Consider the following 20,633-nt stretch of genomic DNA (forward strand, 5'->3'; position numbering starts at 1 on the left):
CGGTGCTGGCTGCGCTGTCCGTGCTGGCCGGCACCGCGAGCCCGTCCGGGGGCGAGCGCCCGCTCGCCGAGGCGTTCGTGGAATTCGCCGGAGAACGCTGGCCGGCCCTCTCCTGGCAGGTGCGGCCGCTCGGCGGCGACGCGGCCAGTGTGCTGGCCTCGGTCGGCGACGGTCCGGCGTCGGTGGTGCTCTACTCCCACCTCGACACCTCGCTGACCGGCGACGCGGGGGTCGACACGGCGATCACCGGCCGGGCTGACGCACCGGCCGCGTTCGCGTCCGACGGCGACACGGTGAGCGGTTTCGGGCTCGGCGTCGCGAAAGGCCCCGCCGCCGCCGCGGTGGTCGGCTTCGTCCGGGCCGCGACCCGGATCCGCGGATCGGCCCACCTGCTCCTCGCCGCTCGGGGCACCCACCGCCGCGGTCACGGGCCGACCGGCGTCGCCGAGTACCTCTCCGCGCTGCCTCGGCCGGACGCGGCCGTCGTCGCCAAGGGCGGGCCGCCGGGGGTGCTGCGGCAGGAGCCGGGTGCGCTCTATCTGCGGGTGCGGCTCTCCGGGGGCTGGGGCCCGTTGATGCTGCCGCACGTCCTGCGTCCGGCCGGCGGCCTGGTCGCCCGAGCCGGCGACCTGCTCACCGCCGTCTCCGCCTGGGGTTCGCACTACGTGGCGGACGCCCGGCAGCGGGCGATCTGCGCCGACCCGACCCGGCCGGACGGGGCGTCGTTCGGGCTCGGTGCGCTGCGGGCGGGTTCGCCGGAGAAGCCCGATCTGGCGCCGGCGTGGCTGGAGCTGGCGTGTTACCTGGTGCTGCCCGGCCCGATCGCGCCGGGTGCGGCGGCGTCGTCGCTCGCCGCGCACCTGAGGGCTTTCCCCGGTGTCGAGGTGGACGAGGAGCTCCTCGGGGACGGCCCCGGGACTCCGGCCGACGCACCGGTCATCCGGGCCGCCACCGCCGCCTACGAGGCCGAGTTCCCGCCCGCCGGTCCGATCTCGGGCTGGACCGGCTCCACCGACGGCGTAGCGTTCCGAGCCGCGGGTGTTCCGACCGCCCGTCTGGGCCCGCGTTCGGTGGCGTCTTCGGACGACCCCCGGGTCGACACGTTCTCGCTGGCCGAGCTCGGACGCTGGGCCCGCATTTACGAGCGCATCGTGCTCTCCGTCTCGCACTAGGTGTTGCTGTCTCACTTGACAAGATGAGATCTCGCAATTGAAGATCGACGGCATGGAAACGCTCGTCACCCACCACGGAATCGCCCGGATCGAGGGCGACGAGCTGGCCGTCGTCGACCTGCCCTACCCGGACCTGTCGGCGCTGCTCGCCGACGGCGGGTCGCTGGCCGACGTCGACAAGGCAGCAGTGATCCGCCGCCTGCCGAAGGCCGACCTCGACGCGGTCGCGGCCGCGCCGCTCGCGCTGGCGACGACGTCCGTCTGGGGCGTCGGGCTGAACTACCACGGCAAAGCCGCACTGACCGGCCGCGCCGTGCCGACCTCGCCGATCCTGTTCCTCAAGCCGTCCAGCGCGCTCACCACGCACGGGGCGCCGCTCCCGATTCCGGCCGGCCTGACCGAGCAGTTCGACTACGAGGCCGAGGTCGGCGTCGTGCTCGGCCGCGCGCTCGTCGACGCCCGGCCCGAGGACGTGTGGGACGCGGTCGCCGGCATCATCGCCGCCAACGACACGACGGCCCGTGACGTCATGAAGGCCACCGGCACCCCGACGCTCGCCAAGGGCTTCCCGGGCTGCGCGCCGTTCGGCCCGACCGTGTTACCGCTGGCCGAGGTCACAGATCCGAACGCGATTCCGGTCGCCTCGTCGGTCGACGGTGAGCAGCGTCAGGACAGCACCACCGCCGACCTGATCTTCGACGTGCCGGACCTGCTGGCCCGGCTCTCCCGGTACGTGCGGCTCGAGCCCGGTGACGTCGTCCTCACCGGCAGCCCGCCCGGCACCGGACAGGACCGGGGCGACTACCTGCGCCCCGGCCAGCGGGTCACGATCACCGTCGGCGGCCTGGTGCCGCTGGTCAACACCATCGCCTGAAATCTTTTCCGACCCCGGAGTCCCTCGACGGGACCCGTCCCTTCGTGGAGGTCTCCATGTCTGAATCGCGCTTCGACACCGTGGTGCGCGGTGGCACCGTCCTCGACCACGCATCGGGCCGCAACCAGATCACCGACCTGGCGATCAAGGACGGCAAGATCGCCGAGATCGGCGATGGCCTGGCCGCGGACGCCGCCGAAGTCGTCGACGCGACCGGCGCGATGGTCATGCCGGGCCTGATCGAGGGCCACACGCACATCTTCGAGAAGGTCTCCAAGGTCGGCGCACCGCAGGACGAGGCCCACCTCCGTCGCGGTGTGGTCGCCGCCGCCGACGCCGGTACCGCCGGTGCGTCGACGTTCCCGGCGTTCCGCACGCTGGTCGTCGAGCCGACCGTGATGCGGATCGTCAACTTCCTGAACGTCTCGGTGCTCGGCCTGATCGACTTCCGCTACGGCGAGCTGCTCAACCCCGACACGTTCAACGTCGAGGACGCGTTGGCGACCGCGGCCGAGAACCCGGACGTCGTCCGCGGCTTCAAGATCCGGCTGTCCGAGGACGTGCTCGGCGACAAGATCGTCCCGCTGCTGGAGAAGGCGATCGACCTCGGCGAGCAGGCCGGCCTGCCGGTCATGGTGCACATCGGCGAGACCGCGCTGACGCTGCCGGAAATCCTCGAGCGGCTGCGCCCGGGCGACATCATCGCCCACTGCTACACCGGCAAGGAGAACGGCATCCTCGACGAGAACGGCGCCGTGCTGCGCGAGGTGTACAAGGCCCGCGAGCGGGGCGTCATGTACGACTCGGCGCACGGCAAGTCGAACATGTCGTTCAAGGTCGCGAAGCCGGCGATAGCCGAGGGCTTCCTCCCCGACATCCTGAGCTCCGACACGTCCGGCCGGAACTGGCGCGGCCCGGTGTTCGACCTGGTGACGTCGATGTCGAAGTTCCTCGCGCTGGGCGTGCCGATGTCGGAGATCCTCCCCCGGGTCACGACCGTGCCCGCGCGCTACCTCGGCCTGGACTCCGAGGGCTACGGCTCGCTGACGGTCGGCGGCCCGGCGCACGTCACCGTGCTGAAGGAGGTCGGCTCCGCGGTCCTTCCGGACGCGGCCGGCAACACGATCGAGGCGCCCCGGCTCGAGCCCACCGCGGTGTTCGTGAACGGCGTCTCCCACGAGCTGACCGGTTGGCGCGGCGACGCGTCCGCCACGCGATAGGAAACTCATGGCTTACGTCGTCACCGACGCCTGCATCGACGTCCAGGACAAGTCCTGCATCGAGGAATGCCCGGTCGACTGCATCTACACCGGTCCGCGGATGATGTACATCAACCCGGAAGAGTGTGTCGACTGCGGTCGTTGCGAGCCGGCCTGCCCGACCGTGTCGATCTTCCACGAGGAAGACCTGCCCGCCGATCGCGAGCAGTTCGCCGGGATCAACGAGTCGGTCTTCCTCACGCTGGGGATCGGCTCGCCCGGCGGTGCCCGGAAGATCCCGCCGCTGGCCGCGGACCACGAGAAGGTCGCCTCGTGGACGAAGTAACGGTCGATGTCCTGATCATCGGGGCCGGTCCGGTGGGGCTCTACGGCACGTACTACGCCGGGTTCCGGGGCATGTCGGTCGCGGTGATGGACTCGCTGCCCGAGGTCGGCGGCCAGCTCGCGGCGCTGTACCCGGAGAAGAACATCTACGACGTCGCCGGGTTCCCCTCGGTGCGCGGCCAGGACCTGGTCGACGCGCTGCTCGAGCAGGCCCAGCAGTCGAAGCCGACGCTCCTGCTGGAGCAGCGCGCGACGACGATCGACGTGCACGACGAGGGCGTCACGATCGGAGCGGTGGCTTCGACCCCTGGCGAACCCGGGGTGACCGTGCACGCCAAGGCCGTGCTCATCGCCGGCGGCATGGGCACGTTCGAGCCGAAGGAACTGCCGGCCGGCGGCGACTTCGCCGGGCGGGGGCTGCGGTACTTCGTGCCTCGGCTCGCGGACCTGGCCGGTCACGACGTGGTCGTCGTCGGCGGTGGCGACTCCGCGGTCGACTGGGCGCTGGCCCTGGAGCCGCTCGCGAACAGCGTCGCGCTGGTGCACCGCCGGGACGCGTTCCGGGCGCACGAGAAGAGCGTCTCGGCGCTGCAGGACTCCTCGGTCGAGGTCGTGACGCCGTACGAGGTCGTCGCGATCGCCGGCGGCACCGCGGTCGAGACCGTCACGCTGGAGCACGTCGACTCCAAGGAGACCCACACCCGGGACGTGAAGACGGTCGTCGCCGCGATCGGCTTCCTCACCGACCTGGGCCCGATGGCCGACTGGGGCATGGAGCTCAAGCGCCGCCGGATCCTCGTCGACCGCACCCAGAAGACGAACCTGCCGCGGGTGTTCGCGGCCGGTGACATCGCCCAGTACGAGGGCAAGGTCGCGCTGATCTCGGTCGGCTTCGGTGAGGCCGCGACCGCGATCAACCACATCGCGCCGCTCGTCAACACGAAGTGGAAAACTACTCCGGGCCATTCGTCGGACTCTCTCTGATGATCAAGTGGCTGGGCACCCCCCGGGCGCGGTTGCGAGCGGCGCTGGCGAGCGGCGTCCCGGTTCGCGGCACGTTCGTGAAGCTGGCCGGGGAAGAGCCGGTGGATCTGGCCGCCGCGGCCGGTGCCGACTTCGTCGTCGTGGACCTGGAGCACTCGCAGCTCTCCGAGGAGCAGGCTCGCCGGGCGGTCAGCCGGGCGGCGGCGATCGGACTGGCGGCGCTGGTCCGGATCACGGCGGTCGACCCCGGGCTGATCAACCGGCTGCTCGAGGCCGGTGCGGCCGGCCTCCAGCTGTCGACGCTCCGGTCGGCGGCCGAGACCGCCGGGCTGATCGCCGCGACCCGGTACGCCCCGGGCGGCTCGCGCAGCATCTCGCTCGCCCACCCGGGCGCGCACTACAGCGGCGTCCCGCTGGCCGACTACCTCGCCGCCGAGCACGACACCCCGCCGATCCTCGTCGGCCAGATCGAGACGGCCACCACCGACGACCCGCTCCCGGACGTCCTCGAGGGTTTGGACGTCGCCTTCCTCGGTGTCACCGACCTCGCGGTCAGCGTGGGCACGGGGAACCGGACCGCGTTCGAAGAACGCGTGCGCGAGGTCCGGAAGGCCGCGGCGGACGGTGGCGTGATCGCCGGCTCCTGGTCGGCAGGACCGGACGCGGCGAAGGGCGCGGCCGACGCCGGCGACCGCTACCTCGTCGTCGGCTCCGACCTGCAGTTCCTGGCCGGCTCGCTACGGCAGCTCTTCGACGGAGGAAACCGATGACGCTCAGCGACGCGCTCTACCGGACGGTCGTGAACTGGGCCGACGTCCCGGAGGACGTGATCAGGCCGGGTGTGCGCCGCCGGGTCTACAGCACCGACGAGGTCATGCTCTGCTGGCACTCGCTCTCGGTCGGCATGGACCTGCGCCCGCACTCGCACGCCGGCTTCGACCAGCTCGCACTGATCCTCGAGGGCGAGGCCGACTACTTCATCGAGGGCGTCCCGCACCGCATGACGCCCGGCTCGATGCTGCTGGTGCCGGCCGGCGCCGAGCACTACATCCAGCCGCTCACCGAGCCGTGCATCAACCTCGACGTGTTCGCGCCGCCGCGCGAGGACTACGCCGACATCGCGCGCACGCTCACCGATGCGCTAGTAGTAGGGCCATGAGCCTGCGGACGTCGTTCGACGTGGTGGTCTGTGGCAGCCTGAACGTCGACGTCACGGTCGACGTCCCGCGGGCGCCGGAGGGCGGCCAGACCATGCTCGGCGGCGACGCCCGGCGCAGCGGTGGCGGCAAGGGTGGCAACCAGGCCGTGGCCGCGGCCCGGCTCGGTCGTCGGACCGCGATGGTCGGAGCGGTCGGCGGCGACGGCGACGGGCAGTTCCTGCTCGACCTGCTGCGGGCCGAAGACATCGACCTCAGCGGTGTCCGGCGACTGGAGGCGGGCACCCGGGAGAGCCCGGAGAGCGTTCCGACCGGGCAGGCGTTCGTGTTCGTCGACACCGAGGGCGACAGCACGATCGTGGTGAGCCCGGGCGCGAACGACCACGTCGAGGTCGCGCGCGAGCTGGTGGCGTCGGCGCGGTGCGTGCTGCTCCAGCAGGAGGTGCCGTCGGCCGTGGTCGAGGAGGCCGCGTCGGTGGCGAACGGGCTGGTCGTGCTGAACCCGGCCCCGGCACGTCCGGTGTCGGCGTCGCTGCTGGCCGGCGTCGACTTGCTGGTACCGAACCGGGGCGAGTTGCTCGGCCTGGCCGGAACCGACCGCGGTGATCTGGTGCAGCTCGCGCAGAAGCTCGGGACGCGCGGCCCGGTCGTCGTGACGCTGGGCTCCCTGGGGTGCCTGGTCGTCGAGGAGTCCCGGTCGACGCGGGTGCCGGCCGAGCAGGTCAAGGCCGTGGACGCCACCGCCGCCGGAGACAGCTTCTGCGCCGCGATCGCGGACGCGATGCTCGACGGCGCCGACGTCGTCGAGGCCGCGCGCTGGGCGACCCGGGTCGCGGCCGTGACCGTCACCCGGCCGGGAGCGATGGCCTCCCTCCCCACGCGCGCCGAGTTGGGCTGAGCTCGGCGTACCACTCAGGTCCTCCCTTCCCCTGCCGTATCGGTGGAGGGGAAGGGAGGGCGGAGGGGTGTCGGTTTTCGTCCAGGACGAGGGGACGCGCCTCGCGGTCCTGCGCGGCCACGACATCCTCGATACCGACCACGAGGCCGAGTTCGACGACATCGCGTTGCTCGCCGCGGAGATCTGCGGCACGCCGATCGCGCTGGTCAGCCTGGTGGACGAGCGGCGCCAGTGGTTCAAGGCGCACGTCGGGATCGATTTCCGCGAGACCTGCCGGGACGTCGCGTTCTGTGCCCACGCCCTCGCGCAGACCGACATCCTCGAGGTGCCGGACGCGACCACCGATCCGCGGTTCGCGAACAATCCGATGGTCGTCGGCGAGCCCTACATCCGCTTCTACGCCGGGGCGCCCCTGCGCGTGGAAGGCGGGCTGAGCCTCGGCACGGTCTGCGTCATCGACCGTGAGCCTCGCGTCCTCACCCCGGCCCAGCGACGGGCGCTGCGCGCGCTGGCCCGGCACGTCGCCGCCGAGATCGAGCTGCGGTCGTACGCGCGGCAGAAGGTGGACGTCACCCGCCGGGTCGTCGAGCTCGACGAGCTCAAGAACCGGATCCTCACCACGGTCAGCCACGAACTCCGGACGCCGCTCGCGTCGATCCGCGGCTACCTGGAACTGCTGCTGGACGACGCCGATCCGCTCGACCCGCAGACCGGCCGGGACTTCCTGGCCGTGATGCAGCGCAACGCGCACCGGCTCACCCAGCTCGTCGACGACATGTTGCTGATGACGAAGGTCGGCACCGGAACGTCAGCGGGCCTGGAGATCACCCGGATCCCGACCGACCTGACCGAGCTGACCGCGGCCGCGGTCGCCGGTACCCGTCCGCTGGCCGAGCTCAAGGGCCTGGAGCTGACGTTCGACCTGCCGGCCAGCCCGGTGCTGGTCCGCGGCTCGCACCGGGAGCTGACCCGGGCGCTGCAGCACGTCCTGCTCAACGCGGTGAAGTTCACCAACGACGGGGTGATCACCGTGCACGTCACCGACGTCCCGACACCGACGGTCGTGGTCACCGACACCGGCAGCGGGATCGCGGACGAGGAGATACCGCGGCTGTTCGACCCCTTCTACCGCACCGAGGACGCCGACGACGCCGCCGTGCAGGGCCCGGGGCTCGGGCTCACCCTCGTCGAGGCGATCATCTCCGCCCACGACGGCGAGGTGGAGCTGCGCAGCCGTCTCGGCGCCGGCACCACGATCGCGCTGCGATTCCCGTCCTGTCCGGCCACGGCGCCGGCGTGACGGTTCTGCCCGCGGCCTCGCCTCCCGCCGCCTCCGCGGCCCGGGCCGTTCTCGACCCCGAGCGCCTGCGGGTGCTGGAGGCGACCGGACTGCTCGACGGTCCGGCGGTGGAGGTGCTCGACCGGCTGACGAGCCTGGCCGGTCGGGTGCTCCGGGCCCCGGTGGCGCTGGTCTCACTGGTCGACTCCGGCCGTCAGTTCTTCGTCAGCGCGGTCGGGTTGCCCCAGCCCTGGGCCGAGCGCAGGCAGACGCCGCACACGCACTCGTTCTGCCAGTACGTCGTGGCCAGGGACGCCCCGCTGATCATCACCGATGCCAGGGCCGACGAGATGCTCTGCACGAATCTGGCGATCCCGGACATCGGCGTGATCGCGTACGCCGGCTATCCGCTGCGGTCGCCGGACGGGCAGACGCTGGGCTCGTTCTGCGTCATCGACACCCGGCCGCGCGCGTGGAGCCCCGAAGACCTCGGCGTGATCGAGGATCTGGCCTCGGCGGCGCAATCCGAGATCGCGGTGCGGCTCAGCCACGCGCGGATCACGCGGATGTCGGCCGAGCTCGACCACGAGCGGACGTTCCTGGCCTCGCTGCTCGACAGCCTCGACACCGGCGTGGCGGCCTGCGATGCCGGCGGGCGGCTGGTGCTGTTCAACCGGGCGATGCGCCGCGACATCGAGGCGCCGGTCACCGGTGTGCCCAGCGAGGCCTGGGCGGCCGAGTACGGCCTGCACTCGCCCGACGGCTCGCCGCTGGACGCCGGGAAGACGCCGTTGACCCGGGCGTTCCGCGGCGAGGTCGTCAAACACGCGGACCTGGTCGTCCGGCGGCCCGGGCGGGCGGACCGGCACTTCCTGGCGAACGCACAGCCGATCCGGACCGCGGACGGCACCCGGCTGGGTGCGGTCGTCGCACTGCACGACGTCACCGCGGCGGTGCGGACCGAGCGGTTGCGTGCGGTGCAGCACGCGGTGGCCACCGCGCTCGCCGACGCGACGTCCACCGCGGATGCCGCCGAGCGCACGCTCGTGGCCGTGACCGAAGGCCTGCGCTGGGACAGCGGCGAGTACTGGCAGTTCGGCGACGGGCCGGCGGCCACCCGCATCGCGTCCGCCGGAGCCGCGGCGACCGACGACGGCGGGGCCGCGTTCGCGCTCGCGGTCGGCGAGGCCGGCGCCCCGCTCTCCCGGGAGCCGCAGCCACCCGCAGCCGCAGCCGGGGCCGGGGACGAGGCCGGGGCCGCGCTCGGGCTGCCGGTGCGGAGCGCGGACCGGCTGCTCGGCGTGCTGGTGTTCCGCGACCACGGCCCGATGGGCTGCGACGAAGAGCTGCTCAGCCGTCTCGACGGGGTCGGCGCCTACCTCGCGCGCTTCGTCGAGGGGCGCAGGGCCCAGGCCGCCTGGCGCGCGTTCGAGCAGGTCGTCGGCAGTATCGACGACTACGTCTGGAGTATGGAGATCGGCACGGACGGCGAGGCGACGCTGCTGTTCGCGAGCCCGAACGGCACCACGGTGTTCGGTGCCGATCTGCTCACTCCCGACGGCCGGACCGTCCAGCTCTCCGAACTGGTCCACCCGGACGACGCGGACTCGCTCGGGGCGTTCGACTCGGCCGTGCGCGAGGGCCGGGCCGGTGAGCTGGAGGCGCGGTTCGTCGGCCGGGACGGCGTCGTCCGCTGGATCTGGACGCGGGCGGTGCCGCGCCGCGAGGACGACCGGCTCTACGTCAACGGGATCTGCACCGACATCACCGAGCGGCACCGGATCGGCTCCGACCGGGAGGAACTGCTGGCTCGCAAGCGTCAGCAGATCGAGGACCTGCGGGAGCTCGACCGGATGAAGGACGAGCTGGTCGCGCTCGTCACCCACGAGCTGCGCTCACCGATCACGTCGATCCGCGGCTATCTGGAGCTGGTGTTCGACGAACCGCACGCGGTCTCCGCGGAGGCCGACCGCTTCCTCCGGATCGTCGACCGCAAGGCCGCGGACCTGCAGCAGCTCACCGACGACCTGCTCGACATGGCCCGCCTGGACGCCGGAGAGATATCGATCGATCTGCGCCCGGTGTCGCTGACCCGGCTGGTCAGCGACGTGGTCACCGATCTGCGGCCCGTGGCCGAGGCGAAGAACCTCACGATCGAGATCGCCGCGGACGGGCCGATCGTCGTGTCGGTGGACCCGGGACGGCTCCGCCAGGTGCTGACCAACGTCGTCTCGAACGCGGTGAAGTACACCCCGGAGGGCGGCCGGATCTCGGTGCGGGTGGCCGCCGCCGACGGCATCGCCACGCTCGACGTCGCCGACACCGGGATCGGCATCCCGGAGGACCAGTACGCCCGGCTGTTCGAGCGGTTCTTCCGGACGAGCAACGCGGTGCAGCACGGCATCAAAGGCACCGGGCTCGGGCTCGCGATCACGAAGGCGATCGTGGAGGGGCACGGTGGGACTATCTCGGCCCGTCCGGGGACGCCGTGCGGCACGGTGTTCACGATCACGCTGCCGGCATCACCCGAATGACGTCGAACGTCAGGCGGCGGCCCGGATGGCGGCGGCCAGTGCCTCGGCCGACTCGGGGACCACCCGGTCGGTGTGCAGCAGGACGAACTCGACCTCGCCGAGCGCCGGGAGCCGGTACTGCGTCGGCACCTCGGCCAGCCCGGCCGGCCCGAGCCGCTGGACGAACGGCACCACGCCGAGCCCGCCCAGTGCCGCCGCCGCGAGCCCGTTGAGGCTCGCGCTCGTGCACACGGCCCGCCACGGCCGTCGCTGTTCCTCGAGTACCCGCAGCGCCCGTTCCCGGGTCAGCGACGGCGGCGGGTAGATGATCAGCGGCACCGGGCCGTTCGGGTCGAGCCGCAGGTCGGGCACCCCCAGCCAGGCCAGCCGCTCGCGGTACACGAGCTGTCCCTCGACCTGTCCGGGCAGCCGTTTCGCGAACACCAGGTCGAGCTGGCCGTCCTGCAGGCGGCTGTGCAGCGTCCCGCTCAGCTCGACGGTCAGCTCCAGGTCGACGAGCGGGTGCGTCCGGCGGAAGTCGCGCAGGATGCGGGGCAGCTGGGTGAGCGCGAGGTCCTGCGAGACGCCGAACCGCAGCCGTCCCCGCAGCTCCGAGCCCGCGAAGTACCCGGCGGCCTGTTCGTGGATCTCGTCGAGGGCGCGGGCGAACCCGAGCATCGCGTCGCCGTCGGCGGTGAGCAGCACGGTGTGGGTGTCGCGCAGGAACAGCGGACGCCCGGTGGCCTGCTCGAGCTTGCGGATGTGCTGGCTCACCGTCGACTGCTGGACGCCCAGCTCAGCGGCGGCGCGCGTGAAGCTGCGGGTGCGGGCGACCGTGAGGAACGAGCGGAGCTGGACCGGGTCGAACATCATCACATTTTATGATCACAGTCAGAGGGGTGATCGCACTTCACGATTTCCGTGGCGTGCCGCAAAGTTGGTTTTCATGTTCCGTCGTTTCCGTCCCGACCCTTACATCGTGGCGCTGCTCACCATGGTTGCGCTCGCCTCGGTGCTCCCGGCGCGAGGAGTGGTGGAGGACGTACTCGACCAGCTGATCATCGTCGCCATCGGGTTCTTGTTCTTCTTGTACGGCGCGCGGCTGTCTACGGAAACCGTGATCGCAGGCATCCGCCACTGGCGGTTGCACCTGCTCGTGCTGGCGTTCACGTTCGTGCTGTTCCCGGTGCTGGGGCTGGCGATCCGGCTGCTGCCGGACGCGGCGCTGTCGTCGGAGCTGGCCGCGGGGGTGCTGTTCCTGTGTCTGCTGCCGTCGACCGTGCAGTCGTCGATCGCGTTCGTGTCGATCGCGAAGGGGAACGTGGCCGCGGCGATCTGCACCGCGTCGCTGTCGAACGTGCTCGGCGTGATCGTGACCCCGCTGCTGGTCGCGGTGGTGCTCAGCAACAACGGCGTGTCGCTCTCCGGCGGGACGCTGCTCAGGATCGTCGTGCAGTTGCTGGTGCCGTTCGCGCTGGGGCAGGCGCTCCGGCCGTGGATCGGCGGGTTCGTCGGGCGGCACAAGAAGGTGCTCGGGCTGCTCGACCGGGGGTCGATCCTGCTGGTCGTCTACACCGCGTTCAGCGGGGCGGTGGTGGCCGGGGTGTGGAGCAAGCTGTCGGGCTGGGACCTGGTCGCGCTGGTCGTGGTGTGTTGCGCGCTGCTGGCGTCGGTCTTGGTGACCACGTCGCTGGTGTCGAAGCGGCTCGGCTTCAACCGCGCGGACCGGATCACGATCGTGTTCGCCGGGTCGAAGAAGAGCCTCGCGACCGGCGTGCCGATGGCCACGGTCATCTTCGGTACCGGCGCCGGCCTGGTGATCCTGCCGTTGATGCTCTTCCACCAGCTGCAACTGATCGTGTGCGCGGTGCTGGCCCGCCGGTGGGCCGCGGCCGTCGAGGCGGACGCCACACCGGAGCCGGCGAGGGCCTGATCGCCGGCCACGGCAGCGCGGCGCGTCAGCGGCGGATCGCGACGACGTAGGCGACCGCGGCGGCCGCGAGAGCGCCGAGGGCCGCGGCCCAGATCGACCACCCGAAGAGGAAGCCGAGCAGGAGGAAGACGAGCCCGGCGGCAACGGCGGGGACGACCACCGCCGGCACGGACGCCCCCACCGGCCCGGAGGGCTCTCCGTCGTCGTCGAGGCTGCTCTCGTCGCGTTCCTGCGCGATCTGTGCGGGTGAGCGGTCGTCCGGCGCCTCGGCCGGATCGTCGTCCGGGGACAGCGCGTCGTGATGGGGGTCGGTGTCGAGGTCGTCGTGTACACCGGGGTTCGTCATGGGGTGTCGCTACCCGGCGGGCGGGGACACGAAAACGCCCGGCCTTCGAGGGCCGGGCGTTCGGTCTGGGTCAGCGCTCCTCGCGGAACTCCACGTGCCGACCCGCGCGCGGGTCGAACTTCGTCAGCGTGAGCCGGTTCGGGTCGTTCCGCCGGTTCTTCCGGGTGACGTACGTGTAGCCGGTGCCCGCGGTCGACCGCAGCTTCACGACGGGACGGAGCTCGTTGCCCTTGGCCATCCGAACCTCCTGTGCTTGATGCCTGTACTCGCTCTAACGAAAACCATGTTCAATTATTCCGGCGCGGAGAGGGAACACCGCGAGGCCGGGTTGGGTTATCCAACTGTGCGGCCCGGAAGGGTCGCGGAGAAGAGAGGAACGTAGGCATGAAGCCTGGCATCCACCCCCAGTACCGCCCGGTGGTGTTCCGTGACCGGTCTGCCGACGAGGCGTTCCTGACTCGCTCGACGGTGTCGACCGATCGCACGATCGAGTGGTCGGACGGCAACACGTACCCGTTGGTCGACGTCGACATCTCGTCGTTGAGCCACCCGTTCTACACCGGTCAGCAGCGCGTCATCGACAGCGCCGGCCGCGTCGAGAAGTTCCGCGCCCGCCAGTCGAAGCGCAAGTAAGCCCCACCACGAACGGCCCCGCCTCGAAAGAGGCGGGGCCGTTCGCACGTCAGGCGGTCAGGTAGCCGCGCACCTGGGTGAGGATCGACGTGTCGGTCAGGTACCCGAGGTGGGTCTCGCAGGCGACGTAGGTGTTCGTCGCTCCGGACAGCACCGTGCTGGTGTACGGAATGATGATCCCGTCGCACGGCGAGTACCAGGTCCGGTACACCGTCGGTCCCGGCGTTTCGTCACCCGCGCTCAGCGTGTTGATGAACGACGAACCCGGATACATCTGCTGACAGGTCGTGAACGTCAGGCACGCACCGGCCGAAGTGGTTCCGTGGTTCGCGCCGGCCAGGGACGCCAACCGCCGGACGCTCGACGCGCCGCCGAGCTGCTTGATGTACCAGAGGCTCACCAGCCCGCCCATCGAGTGGTTCACGATGTCGACCTTGGACGCCCCGGTCTGCCGCTTGACGTTGTTGACGAACGTCGAGAGGCCCTGTGCGTTCGTGACGTTGTTGCCGTACGAGTCGTATTCGTAGGCGAACAGCCGGCTGCTCGAGTAGCCACCGGCGCGGAAGACCGACTCGGCCGTGGTCCAGTTCGACGCGCTGCCGGTGTAGCCGTGCACGAACACGACCGGGGTGTCGGTCGCCGCGTTCGCGGGTGCCGCTGGTCCGATCGCGACCGCCGCGATCGCGGCCAGCGCCGCCAGTAAGAGGGTGAGGGCTCTACGCATGGGAACCTCCTCGTTGGGGTTCCCGAACTGTGACTGCGCGCGGTGACGTAACGCGTCGGTAATACTGCCGGTTCGTGCGCTCAGCGGTGATCGCCGGCCCGGGCCGGATCGATGCGGATGCACAGAGAATCCAAAACTAACGGTGTTCGGCGAGACGATCGGTGACAATCGGCCGGTGTCCACCGCACGGGTTCCGAACGAGACACGACCGGCCGGGCCCGGCCGGGCCGAGGTGCACGACCTGCTCGATCGAGCTCGTGCCCACTCCGGCGGCGGGCTCGTCGTCCAGGGGCAGCCGGGCATCGGGAAGACGTCGCTGCTGCGGTACGCGGCCGACGCGGCGTCCGGGTTCGTCGTGCTGACCGCGGAGGGTGTGGAGGCCGAGGCCGACCTCGCGTTCGCGGCGTTGCACCGGTTGCTGATGCCGCTGTCCGCGCGGATCTCCTCGCTGCCGAAGATGCAAGCGGCCACGCTGGCGCGGGCGATGGCGGGCGACCCCGAGGACGTGCCGGGAGGGCTGCCGCTCTGCGTCGCGGTGCTCGAACTGCTGATCCGGACGGCTCGCCGTCGTCCGGTGCTCCTCTGTGTGGACGACGCCCACCGGATCGACGACGCCTCGCGGGACGTGCTGGCGTTCGTCGCCAGGAGGCTGGCGTCGGAGAAGGTCGCGGTGCTGTTCGCGACGCCCGACGACCGGCCGGCACCGGCCGGGCTGCCGTCGCTGACGTTGCCGGGGCTCGATCCGGCGGCGTGCGCGGTGCTGATCGACCGGCTGCTGGCCGGCGACGTCGCGGCGGACGTCGCCGCGGTGATCGGGCGGTCGTGCGCGGGGAACCCCCGCGCGATCGAGGAGCTGACCCGGACGCTCTCGGCCGACCAGCGCGCCGGGCGAGCGCCGCTGCCCGACACGCTGCCGCTCTACAGCCGGGTGCGCAGGGAGTACGACGAGCGGATCGCGCGGTTGCCGGTCGCGACCCGGCGGCTCCTGTTGCTGGTCGCGGCCGACGAGCAGCTCGACGTGGAGACGCTGGCCCGGGTGGCCGAGGCCGGGGGCGGGCACCTGTCCGCGCTCGCGCCGGCCGAGGCGGCCGGCGTCGTCCGCGAGTCGGGCGGCGCGGTCCGTTTCTGCCTGCCGCTGCTCCGGGCCGAGGTCTACCGCTCGGCGTCGGCCGACGACCGCCGGTCGGCCCACGGCCTGCTGGCCGACGTCTTCCGGACGGACGAGACCCCGGCGCCCGCACCGGGGACCCGAGCGGAGAGCGCCGCCCGCCTCCGGCGCGCCTGGCACCTGGCCGCCCTCGTCGCCCCCGCCGTCGTCGCGCCCGGGCCCGGCAGCCCGGCCGCACCTGGCCACGCCCTCGCCCCCGGGCCCGTCTCCGGGGCCGGGGCAGCGTCGGCGGCTTTCGCCGTGGTGGACGAGCTGGCGGCCGCGGCGGCGGCCGTCCGCGACAGCGGCGATCACGCCGCCGCGTCGATCGCGGCCGAGCGGGTCGCCGAGCTCGTCGCCGCGCCCGGCGACAAGGCCGGCCAGTTGCTCGCGGCCGCGCAGGACGCGTGGCTGGCGGGTCAGCCGCACCGGGCGGGCGTACTTCTGGCCCGGGTCCGCCCGCCGCATCCGGAGACCGCGCTGCACGGATTCCGGGACCTGCTCCGCGGTGAGATCGAGCTCCGCACCGGGCTGCCGGCCGCGGCCCAGGAGCTGCTCCTCGGCGCCGCCGCCCGGCTCGGCGAGCCCCACCGCACGGCCGCGATGATCGCGCTGATCCACGCCGGCGAACCCGATTTCCTGGCCGGCGATCAACGGCGCTACCTCGACGTCCTCGAGAAGGTTCTGGCGCTGCGCCGCGGAGACGAGTCACCCGCGGCGGAGCTGATGTTCGAGTTCTGCGCGGGCATGTCGGCGGCGTTCGACCGCCGCCACCGCGATGCGGTCGGCCCGCTGCGGCGGGTCGTCGATCTGGCGTCCCGGACGGACGACCCGACGCTGTTGGTCTGGTCGAGCCTCGCCGCCTGCGTCCTGGGCCAGGAGTCGCTCGGCCTCGGGCTGTCGGTGCGGGCCCGCGCGGCCGCGCAGGTCCGCGGCGAGATCGCGGTGATACCGCGGACCCTGGAGCTCACCACCTACGCCCAGCTCTGGCTCGGACGCCATCCCGGCGCGACGCAGAGCGCCGAGGAGGGCCTCGCGCGGGCACGCGAACTCGGCCAGCGGGGCTCGGCGAGCTTCCACCTCGCCACCCTGGCGCTGCTCGCGGTGCCGAGGGGCGACGAGCAGACCTGTGTCGTGCGCGCCCGGGCCGCGATCACCGAGGCCGACAACCGAGGGCTCGGGATGTCGATCGCGATGGCGAACTGGGCGCTGGCCGCGCTCGATCTCACGGTCGGACGCACCACCGAGGCGTCCTCCCGTCTCCGGGTCCTGGTGTCCGACGCCGGGGCCGGGCGCAGCCATCCGCTGGTGAAGATGATGGCCGCGCCGCACTTCGTCGAGGCGGCCGTGCGCTGCGGCGACCGGGACGCCGCGACCGCGGTCGGCCACTACTTCGGCGAGTGGGCGGACGCGACCGGCAGCCCGGCTCCCAGGGCGCTGGCCGCCCGCTGCCGGGCGATGGTCGCCACCGAGCCCGGTGACGCCGAGGAGGGTTACCGCGAGGCGATGCGGCTGCATCTGCTCGGCGACCACGACTTCGAGCGGGCGCGTACCGAGCTGCTCTACGGCCACGAACTCCGCCGCCGCCGCGGTTCGCTCGCCGCCCGCAACGTGCTGCACAGCGCGCTCGAGACGTTCGAGCGCCTGGACGCGAACCCCTGGTCGGACGCCTGCCGCGGCGAGCTGCGGGCCACCGGTGAAGCCATGCACGCCGGGGCAGCCACCCCGGCACCCGCCAACCTCACGCCGCAGCAGATGCAGATCGCCGGGCTCGCCGCCCAGGGCGCCACGAACCGCGAGATCGCCGCCCAGCTCTACCTGAGCGTCCGCACGGTCGACCACCACATGCGCAACATCTTCGTCCGCCTCGGAGTGCGCTCCCGAGTCGAACTAGTCCAACTGATGTCCTGAGGTGCACGGGCGGCTCCAGGGCGCTAGTGGCCTCTGGGGGCGTACATGATCACGACTACTCCGAGTACGCAGATCGCGGCGCCGATCAGGTCGAAGCGGTCGGGGCGGAACTTGTCGACGACGACGCCCCAGAGCAGCGAGCCGGCGACGAACACCCCGCCGTAGGCGGCCAGGATCCGGCCGAAGTTCGGATCCGGCTGGAACGTGGCCACGAACCCGTAGATCCCGAGCGCGACGACCCCGCCCGCGATCCAGAGCAACCCCCGGTGTTCGCGCGAGCCTTGCCAGATGAGCCAGGCTCCGCCGATCTCGGCCAGCGCGGCCAGCGCGAACAGCACCAGGGAGCGACCGATCACAGCACCCAGTCTCGCACCTCCGGCATGTCCTCCAGGTGCTCCACCACGTACGCGGAGTGCTTGGCCAGCTGTGCCTCGCACCAGGCCTTCAGCTGGGTCGCGCCCGGCGGCGTCCGGCGCGCGTTGTTGATCGCGTCGATGACCAGGTGGTACCGCGAGGCCTTGTTCTTCACGACCATGTCGAACGGCGTGGTCGTGGTGCCCTCTTCGATGAACCCGCGGACGTGGAACCGGTCGGCGTCCGGACGGCCGTGCACGACCTGGTGGATCGCGCCCGGGAAGCCGTGGAACGCGAACACGACGTCGACGTGGTCGGTGAACAGCTCGCGGAACAGCGTCGCTTCCATGCCGTGCGGGTGGTCCTTGCGCCGCGGAAGCGTCATCAGGTCGACGACGTTCACGACCCGCACCCGGAAATGCGGCAGCCGCTCCTTCAGGATCGCGGCCGCGGCCACGGTCTCCATCGTCACGACGTCGCCCGCGCAGGCCAGCACCACGTCCGGGTCGCTGGTGCCGTCGTCGTTCCCGGCCCAGTCCCAGATGCCCGCGCCCCGGGCGCAGTGCTCGATCGCCTCGTCGATCGTCAGGTACTGCAGCTGTGGCTGCTTGTCGATGACGATCAGGTTGACGTACGACCGCGACCGGAAGCAGTGGTCGGCCACCGAAAGCAGGCAGTTGGCGTCCGGCGGCAGGTAGATCCGGGCCACCGAACCGCGCTGGGTCAGCACGGTCTGGATCAGCCCGGGGCCCTGGTGCGAGAACCCGTTGTGGTCGTTGCGCCAGGCGGTGGACGTCAGCAGGACGTTCAGGCTGGGAACCGGTGAACGCCAGGACAGGTGGTTCGCCTCCTCCAGCCACTTGCCGTGCTGGATCGTCTGCGACGCGCTGACCATCGCGAACGCCTCGTACGTGGCGAACAGTCCGTGCCGGCCGGTCAGCGTGTACCCCTCGAGCCAGCCGTGGCAGTTGTGCTCGGAGAGCACCTCCATCACCCGGCCGTCGCGGCTCAGCGACACGTCACCGGGGCGGACGCTCTCGGCCCAGGCCCGGTCGGACGCCTCGAACACGGCGCCGAGCCGGTTGCTGTTCGTCTCGTCCGGGCAGAACAGCCGGAACCGGTCGGGGTTGCGGGTGTAGAGGTCCCGCATCAGCTCACCGAGCTTGCGGGTGGACTCGGCCCGGGTACCGCCCGGCGTCTCGACGTCGATCGCGTAGTCCCGGAAGTCCGGCAGGTCCAGGTCTTCGGTGACCAGCCCGCCGTTGGCGTGCGGCGACGCGGACATCCGCAGGTCGCCGACCGGGTTCGCGGCGAGGACGTCCGCGTTCGGCTTCCCGCCCTCGAACAGCTCGTCCGGACGGTACGAGCGCATCCAGCGCTCCAGCTGGGCCAGGTGCTCCGGGTTGTCCTTGACGCCGCTCAGCGGCACCTGGTGCGCGCGGAACGTTCCCTCGACCTCGATGCCGTCCACCTCGTGCGGACCCGTCCAGCCTTTGGGCGTCCGCAGGACGATCATCGGCCACCGCGGACGCGAGCCGTCCCAGTCGCCACCGCGGGCGGCCTCCTGGATGCGCTTGATCGACGCCCAGGCCGTCGCGAGCGCTTCGGCGAAGCCGTAGTGCATCCCGGGCAGGTCCGAACCCTCGATCTCGATCACGTCGTAGCCGTGGCCGGTCAGCAGGGACCGGACCTCGGCCGGGTCCTTGCGGGCCAGCACCGTCGGACCGGAGATCTTGGCGCCGTTGAGGTGCAGCACCGGGAGGACGGCGCCGTCGCGGGCCGGGTTGAGGAACGAGATGCCCTTCCAGGCGCCCTCGAGCGGCCCGGTCTCGGCCTCGCCGTCGCCGACCACCGCGAGCGCGAGCAGGCTCGGGTTGTCCATGACCGCGCCGAACGCGTGCACTAGCACGTAGCCGAGCTCGCCGCCCTCGTGGATCGATCCAGGAGTCGTGACCGACACATGGCTGGGGATCCCGCCCGGTGCGGAGAACTGCCGGAACAGCCGGTGCATACCGGCCTCGTCGGTCCCGATCCGCGGGTAGATCTCGCTGTACGTGCCCTCCAGCCAGCCGGCCGCCACCAGCGCGGGCCCGCCGTGACCGGGACCGGCCAGGTAGATCGACTCCTGCCCGGTGATCCGGATCAGCCGGGACAGGTGCGTGTAGAGGAACGAGAGCCCCGGGCTGGTGCCCCAGTGGCCGAGCAGCCGTGGCTTGATGTGCTCCGGGCGGAGCGGCTCGCGGAGCAGCGCGTTGTCCTGCAGGTAGATCTGCCCGACGGTGAGGTAGTTGTTCGCCCGCCACCAGGCGTCGACACGTGCGAGGTCGGCGTCGTCGAGCTGGCGTACCCGCTCGGCGAGCTCGGCGGAGGTCAGCTGGCGATCGGCGGACGTTTCGGTGCCGAGGGTCACCGCGACTCCCTTTCCTGCGGGCGCCGGCCCCGGCCGGGCCAGCTCTCCGTTGCAGACTTTCGCAGAGACGGGCCGTTAAACAGGGTCGGAAGTCACTGTTCCCGAGAAGTTCGAACCCACCGCGCCGCGGACACGTTCTTTACGACGTGCTGGACCTAGTGGAAGCGCCGCTGTTGCGGCTGGAGAACGTGACCGTATCCGCCTTGCGGAACGTCTCGCTGGTGGCGAGACCGGGCCGGGTGACCGCCCTGACCGGAACCGGCAGCGAAACCGCGCTGGCCGTGGCGCTCGGGCTGGTGCGTCCGTCGCGCGGCCGGGTGACGGTCGGCGGGGTCCCGCTCGACGAGCTGGACCCGTCCGCACGCTGGACGACGATCTCCTGGGTGCCGCAGTTCCCGGTGCTGCTGGCCGGCACGATCGCGGAGAACGTCCGGCTCGGGTGGCCGGCGTCCGACGCCGAGGTGGCCGCCGCGTCCGAGGTCGCGCTGGGCGACCTGATCGGTCGTCTGCCGCTCGGCCTCGACACCGTGCTGGGCGAGGACGGTGCCGGTCTGTCGGCCGGTGAGCGTCAGCGGATCGGTCTGGCCCGCGCGTTCCTGCGCGGCCCCGCCGTCGTGGTGCTCGACGAGCCGGACGACGACGACCGCTTCCTGGACGCTCTGCGCCGGCTGGCTCCGGGGCGGACCGTGCTGATGGTCGCGCACCAGCCGTCCCTGCTCGCGTTCGCCGACGAGGTCATCACGCTCTAGTGACC

The 20,633-nt window shown here is 71.8% G+C and carries 20 protein-coding genes; 14 read left to right on the plus strand and 6 right to left on the minus strand.

The features are described 5' to 3' along the window. Positions 1–2 precede the first annotated feature (2 nt). The 10 genes from ACIBZJ_RS33385 (at position 3) to ACIBZJ_RS33430 (ending at position 10,442) form a co-directional block, all read left to right on the plus strand. Positions 3–1,172, plus strand: a complete 1,170-nt coding sequence (locus ACIBZJ_RS33385; protein ID WP_395936805.1) for a hypothetical protein — start codon at positions 3–5, stop codon at positions 1,170–1,172. A gap of 52 nt (positions 1,173–1,224) precedes the next feature. Then, positions 1,225–2,046, plus strand: a complete 822-nt coding sequence (locus ACIBZJ_RS33390; protein WP_395936807.1) for a fumarylacetoacetate hydrolase family protein — start codon at positions 1,225–1,227, stop codon at positions 2,044–2,046. 56 nt (positions 2,047–2,102) lie between these two features. Continuing rightward, positions 2,103–3,266 (plus strand): amidohydrolase family protein, encoded by a 1,164-nt coding sequence (locus ACIBZJ_RS33395; RefSeq protein ID WP_395936809.1) that lies wholly within the window; start codon positions 2,103–2,105, stop codon positions 3,264–3,266. Between the two features lie 7 nt (positions 3,267–3,273). Beyond that, entirely contained in the window at positions 3,274–3,591 is a 318-nt protein-coding gene (fdxA, locus tag ACIBZJ_RS33400) for a ferredoxin (protein ID WP_395936811.1), read from the plus strand. Then, positions 3,579–4,574: an NAD(P)/FAD-dependent oxidoreductase gene (locus tag ACIBZJ_RS33405; RefSeq protein ID WP_395936813.1), complete on the plus strand. Its 996-nt coding sequence runs from the start codon at positions 3,579–3,581 to the stop codon at positions 4,572–4,574. The genes fdxA and ACIBZJ_RS33405 overlap by 13 nt, the downstream gene beginning before the upstream one ends. Next, positions 4,574–5,344 (plus strand): aldolase/citrate lyase family protein, encoded by a 771-nt coding sequence (locus ACIBZJ_RS33410; RefSeq protein ID WP_395936815.1) that lies wholly within the window; start codon positions 4,574–4,576, stop codon positions 5,342–5,344. Before ACIBZJ_RS33405 ends, ACIBZJ_RS33410 begins: the two co-directional genes overlap by 1 nt. Next, a complete protein-coding gene (locus tag ACIBZJ_RS33415; protein WP_395936817.1) occupies positions 5,341–5,733 on the plus strand; it encodes a cupin domain-containing protein in 393 nt (130 codons plus the stop codon). Before ACIBZJ_RS33410 ends, ACIBZJ_RS33415 begins: the two co-directional genes overlap by 4 nt. Further along, positions 5,730–6,629: a ribokinase gene (locus ACIBZJ_RS33420; RefSeq protein WP_395936819.1), complete on the plus strand. Its 900-nt coding sequence runs from the start codon at positions 5,730–5,732 to the stop codon at positions 6,627–6,629. The genes ACIBZJ_RS33415 and ACIBZJ_RS33420 overlap by 4 nt, the downstream gene beginning before the upstream one ends. A 67-nt stretch (positions 6,630–6,696) precedes the next feature. Further along, complete coding sequence (locus tag ACIBZJ_RS33425; protein ID WP_395936821.1) at positions 6,697–7,929, plus strand: ATP-binding protein; 1,233 nt, start codon at positions 6,697–6,699, stop codon at positions 7,927–7,929. Beyond that, entirely contained in the window at positions 7,926–10,442 is a 2,517-nt protein-coding gene (locus ACIBZJ_RS33430) for an ATP-binding protein (protein ID WP_395936823.1), read from the plus strand. The genes ACIBZJ_RS33425 and ACIBZJ_RS33430 overlap by 4 nt, the downstream gene beginning before the upstream one ends. A 9-nt stretch (positions 10,443–10,451) precedes the next feature. On the opposite strand, the gene ACIBZJ_RS33435 is transcribed toward ACIBZJ_RS33430, so the two are convergent. Further along, complete coding sequence (locus ACIBZJ_RS33435) at positions 10,452–11,291, minus strand: LysR family transcriptional regulator (protein WP_395936825.1); 840 nt, start codon at positions 11,289–11,291, stop codon at positions 10,452–10,454. Between the two features lie 76 nt (positions 11,292–11,367). On the opposite strand from ACIBZJ_RS33435, the gene ACIBZJ_RS33440 reads away from it, so the two are divergent. After that, positions 11,368–12,354, plus strand: a complete 987-nt coding sequence (locus ACIBZJ_RS33440) for a bile acid:sodium symporter family protein (RefSeq protein ID WP_395936827.1) — start codon at positions 11,368–11,370, stop codon at positions 12,352–12,354. A gap of 25 nt (positions 12,355–12,379) precedes the next feature. Here ACIBZJ_RS33440 and ACIBZJ_RS33445 read toward each other — a convergent pair whose 3' ends face one another. Together ACIBZJ_RS33445 and rpmG are read right to left on the minus strand one after the other, a co-directional pair. Continuing rightward, positions 12,380–12,700, minus strand: a complete 321-nt coding sequence (locus tag ACIBZJ_RS33445) for a hypothetical protein (RefSeq protein ID WP_395936829.1) — start codon at positions 12,698–12,700, stop codon at positions 12,380–12,382. 70 nt (positions 12,701–12,770) lie between these two features. Continuing rightward, entirely contained in the window at positions 12,771–12,938 is a 168-nt protein-coding gene (rpmG, locus tag ACIBZJ_RS33450) for a 50S ribosomal protein L33 (protein ID WP_395936831.1), read from the minus strand. A gap of 146 nt (positions 12,939–13,084) precedes the next feature. Between rpmG and ACIBZJ_RS33455 the strand changes: the two genes are divergently transcribed. Then, positions 13,085–13,333 (plus strand): type B 50S ribosomal protein L31, encoded by a 249-nt coding sequence (locus ACIBZJ_RS33455; protein ID WP_395936833.1) that lies wholly within the window; start codon positions 13,085–13,087, stop codon positions 13,331–13,333. A 49-nt stretch (positions 13,334–13,382) separates the two neighbouring features. Here the strand turns inward: ACIBZJ_RS33455 and ACIBZJ_RS33460 are convergent, their stop codons facing one another. Continuing rightward, positions 13,383–14,057, minus strand: coding sequence for an esterase/lipase family protein (locus ACIBZJ_RS33460; RefSeq protein ID WP_395936835.1), 675 nt, complete (start codon positions 14,055–14,057; stop codon positions 13,383–13,385). A gap of 175 nt (positions 14,058–14,232) precedes the next feature. Here ACIBZJ_RS33460 and ACIBZJ_RS33465 point away from each other — a divergent pair, with 175 nt between their 5' ends. After that, the gene (locus ACIBZJ_RS33465; protein ID WP_395936837.1) at positions 14,233–17,115 is read left to right on the plus strand and encodes an AAA family ATPase; all 2,883 of its coding nucleotides are present in this window, start codon (positions 14,233–14,235) and stop codon (positions 17,113–17,115) included. Between the two features lie 23 nt (positions 17,116–17,138). On the opposite strand, the gene ACIBZJ_RS33470 is transcribed toward ACIBZJ_RS33465, so the two are convergent. Both ACIBZJ_RS33470 and ACIBZJ_RS33475 read right to left on the minus strand, forming a co-directional pair. Beyond that, positions 17,139–17,471: a YnfA family protein gene (locus tag ACIBZJ_RS33470; RefSeq protein ID WP_395936839.1), complete on the minus strand. Its 333-nt coding sequence runs from the start codon at positions 17,469–17,471 to the stop codon at positions 17,139–17,141. Next, positions 17,468–19,843 carry a phosphoketolase gene (locus ACIBZJ_RS33475; RefSeq protein WP_395936987.1) on the minus strand — a complete coding sequence of 792 codons (2,376 nt, stop codon included), beginning with the start codon at positions 19,841–19,843 and terminating at the stop codon, positions 17,468–17,470. The genes ACIBZJ_RS33470 and ACIBZJ_RS33475 overlap by 4 nt, the downstream gene beginning before the upstream one ends. Positions 19,844–20,025: 182 nt before the next feature. Between ACIBZJ_RS33475 and ACIBZJ_RS33480 the strand changes: the two genes are divergently transcribed. After that, on the plus strand, positions 20,026–20,628 hold the full coding sequence (locus tag ACIBZJ_RS33480; RefSeq protein ID WP_395936841.1) for an ATP-binding cassette domain-containing protein: 603 nt from the start codon (positions 20,026–20,028) through the stop codon (positions 20,626–20,628). The last annotated feature ends 5 nt before the right edge of the window (positions 20,629–20,633 follow it).

The sequence above is a fragment of the Cryptosporangium sp. NPDC051539 genome (assembly GCF_044454545.1).
GTDB lineage: Bacteria > Actinomycetota > Actinomycetes > Mycobacteriales > Cryptosporangiaceae > Cryptosporangium.

Bases quoted from the DNA above. Each gene is read 5' to 3' on its own strand.
- ACIBZJ_RS33390 (WP_395936807.1), top strand. From the start codon at position 1,225: ATGGAAACGCTCGTCACCCACCACGGAATCGCCCGGATCGAGGGCGAC.
- ACIBZJ_RS33420 (WP_395936819.1), top strand. From the start codon at position 5,730: ATGAGCCTGCGGACGTCGTTCGACGTGGTGGTCTGTGGCAGCCTGAAC.
- ACIBZJ_RS33445 (WP_395936829.1), bottom strand. From the start codon at position 12,700: ATGACGAACCCCGGTGTACACGACGACCTCGACACCGACCCCCATCAC.
- ACIBZJ_RS33395 (WP_395936809.1), top strand. From the start codon at position 2,103: ATGTCTGAATCGCGCTTCGACACCGTGGTGCGCGGTGGCACCGTCCTC.
- ACIBZJ_RS33440 (WP_395936827.1), top strand. From the start codon at position 11,368: ATGTTCCGTCGTTTCCGTCCCGACCCTTACATCGTGGCGCTGCTCACC.
- ACIBZJ_RS33435 (WP_395936825.1), bottom strand. From the start codon at position 11,291: ATGTTCGACCCGGTCCAGCTCCGCTCGTTCCTCACGGTCGCCCGCACC.
- ACIBZJ_RS33455 (WP_395936833.1), top strand. From the start codon at position 13,085: ATGAAGCCTGGCATCCACCCCCAGTACCGCCCGGTGGTGTTCCGTGAC.
- fdxA (WP_395936811.1), top strand. From the start codon at position 3,274: ATGGCTTACGTCGTCACCGACGCCTGCATCGACGTCCAGGACAAGTCC.
- ACIBZJ_RS33460 (WP_395936835.1), bottom strand. From the start codon at position 14,057: ATGCGTAGAGCCCTCACCCTCTTACTGGCGGCGCTGGCCGCGATCGCG.
- ACIBZJ_RS33415 (WP_395936817.1), top strand. From the start codon at position 5,341: ATGACGCTCAGCGACGCGCTCTACCGGACGGTCGTGAACTGGGCCGAC.
- rpmG (WP_395936831.1), bottom strand. From the start codon at position 12,938: ATGGCCAAGGGCAACGAGCTCCGTCCCGTCGTGAAGCTGCGGTCGACC.
- ACIBZJ_RS33410 (WP_395936815.1), top strand. From the start codon at position 4,574: ATGATCAAGTGGCTGGGCACCCCCCGGGCGCGGTTGCGAGCGGCGCTG.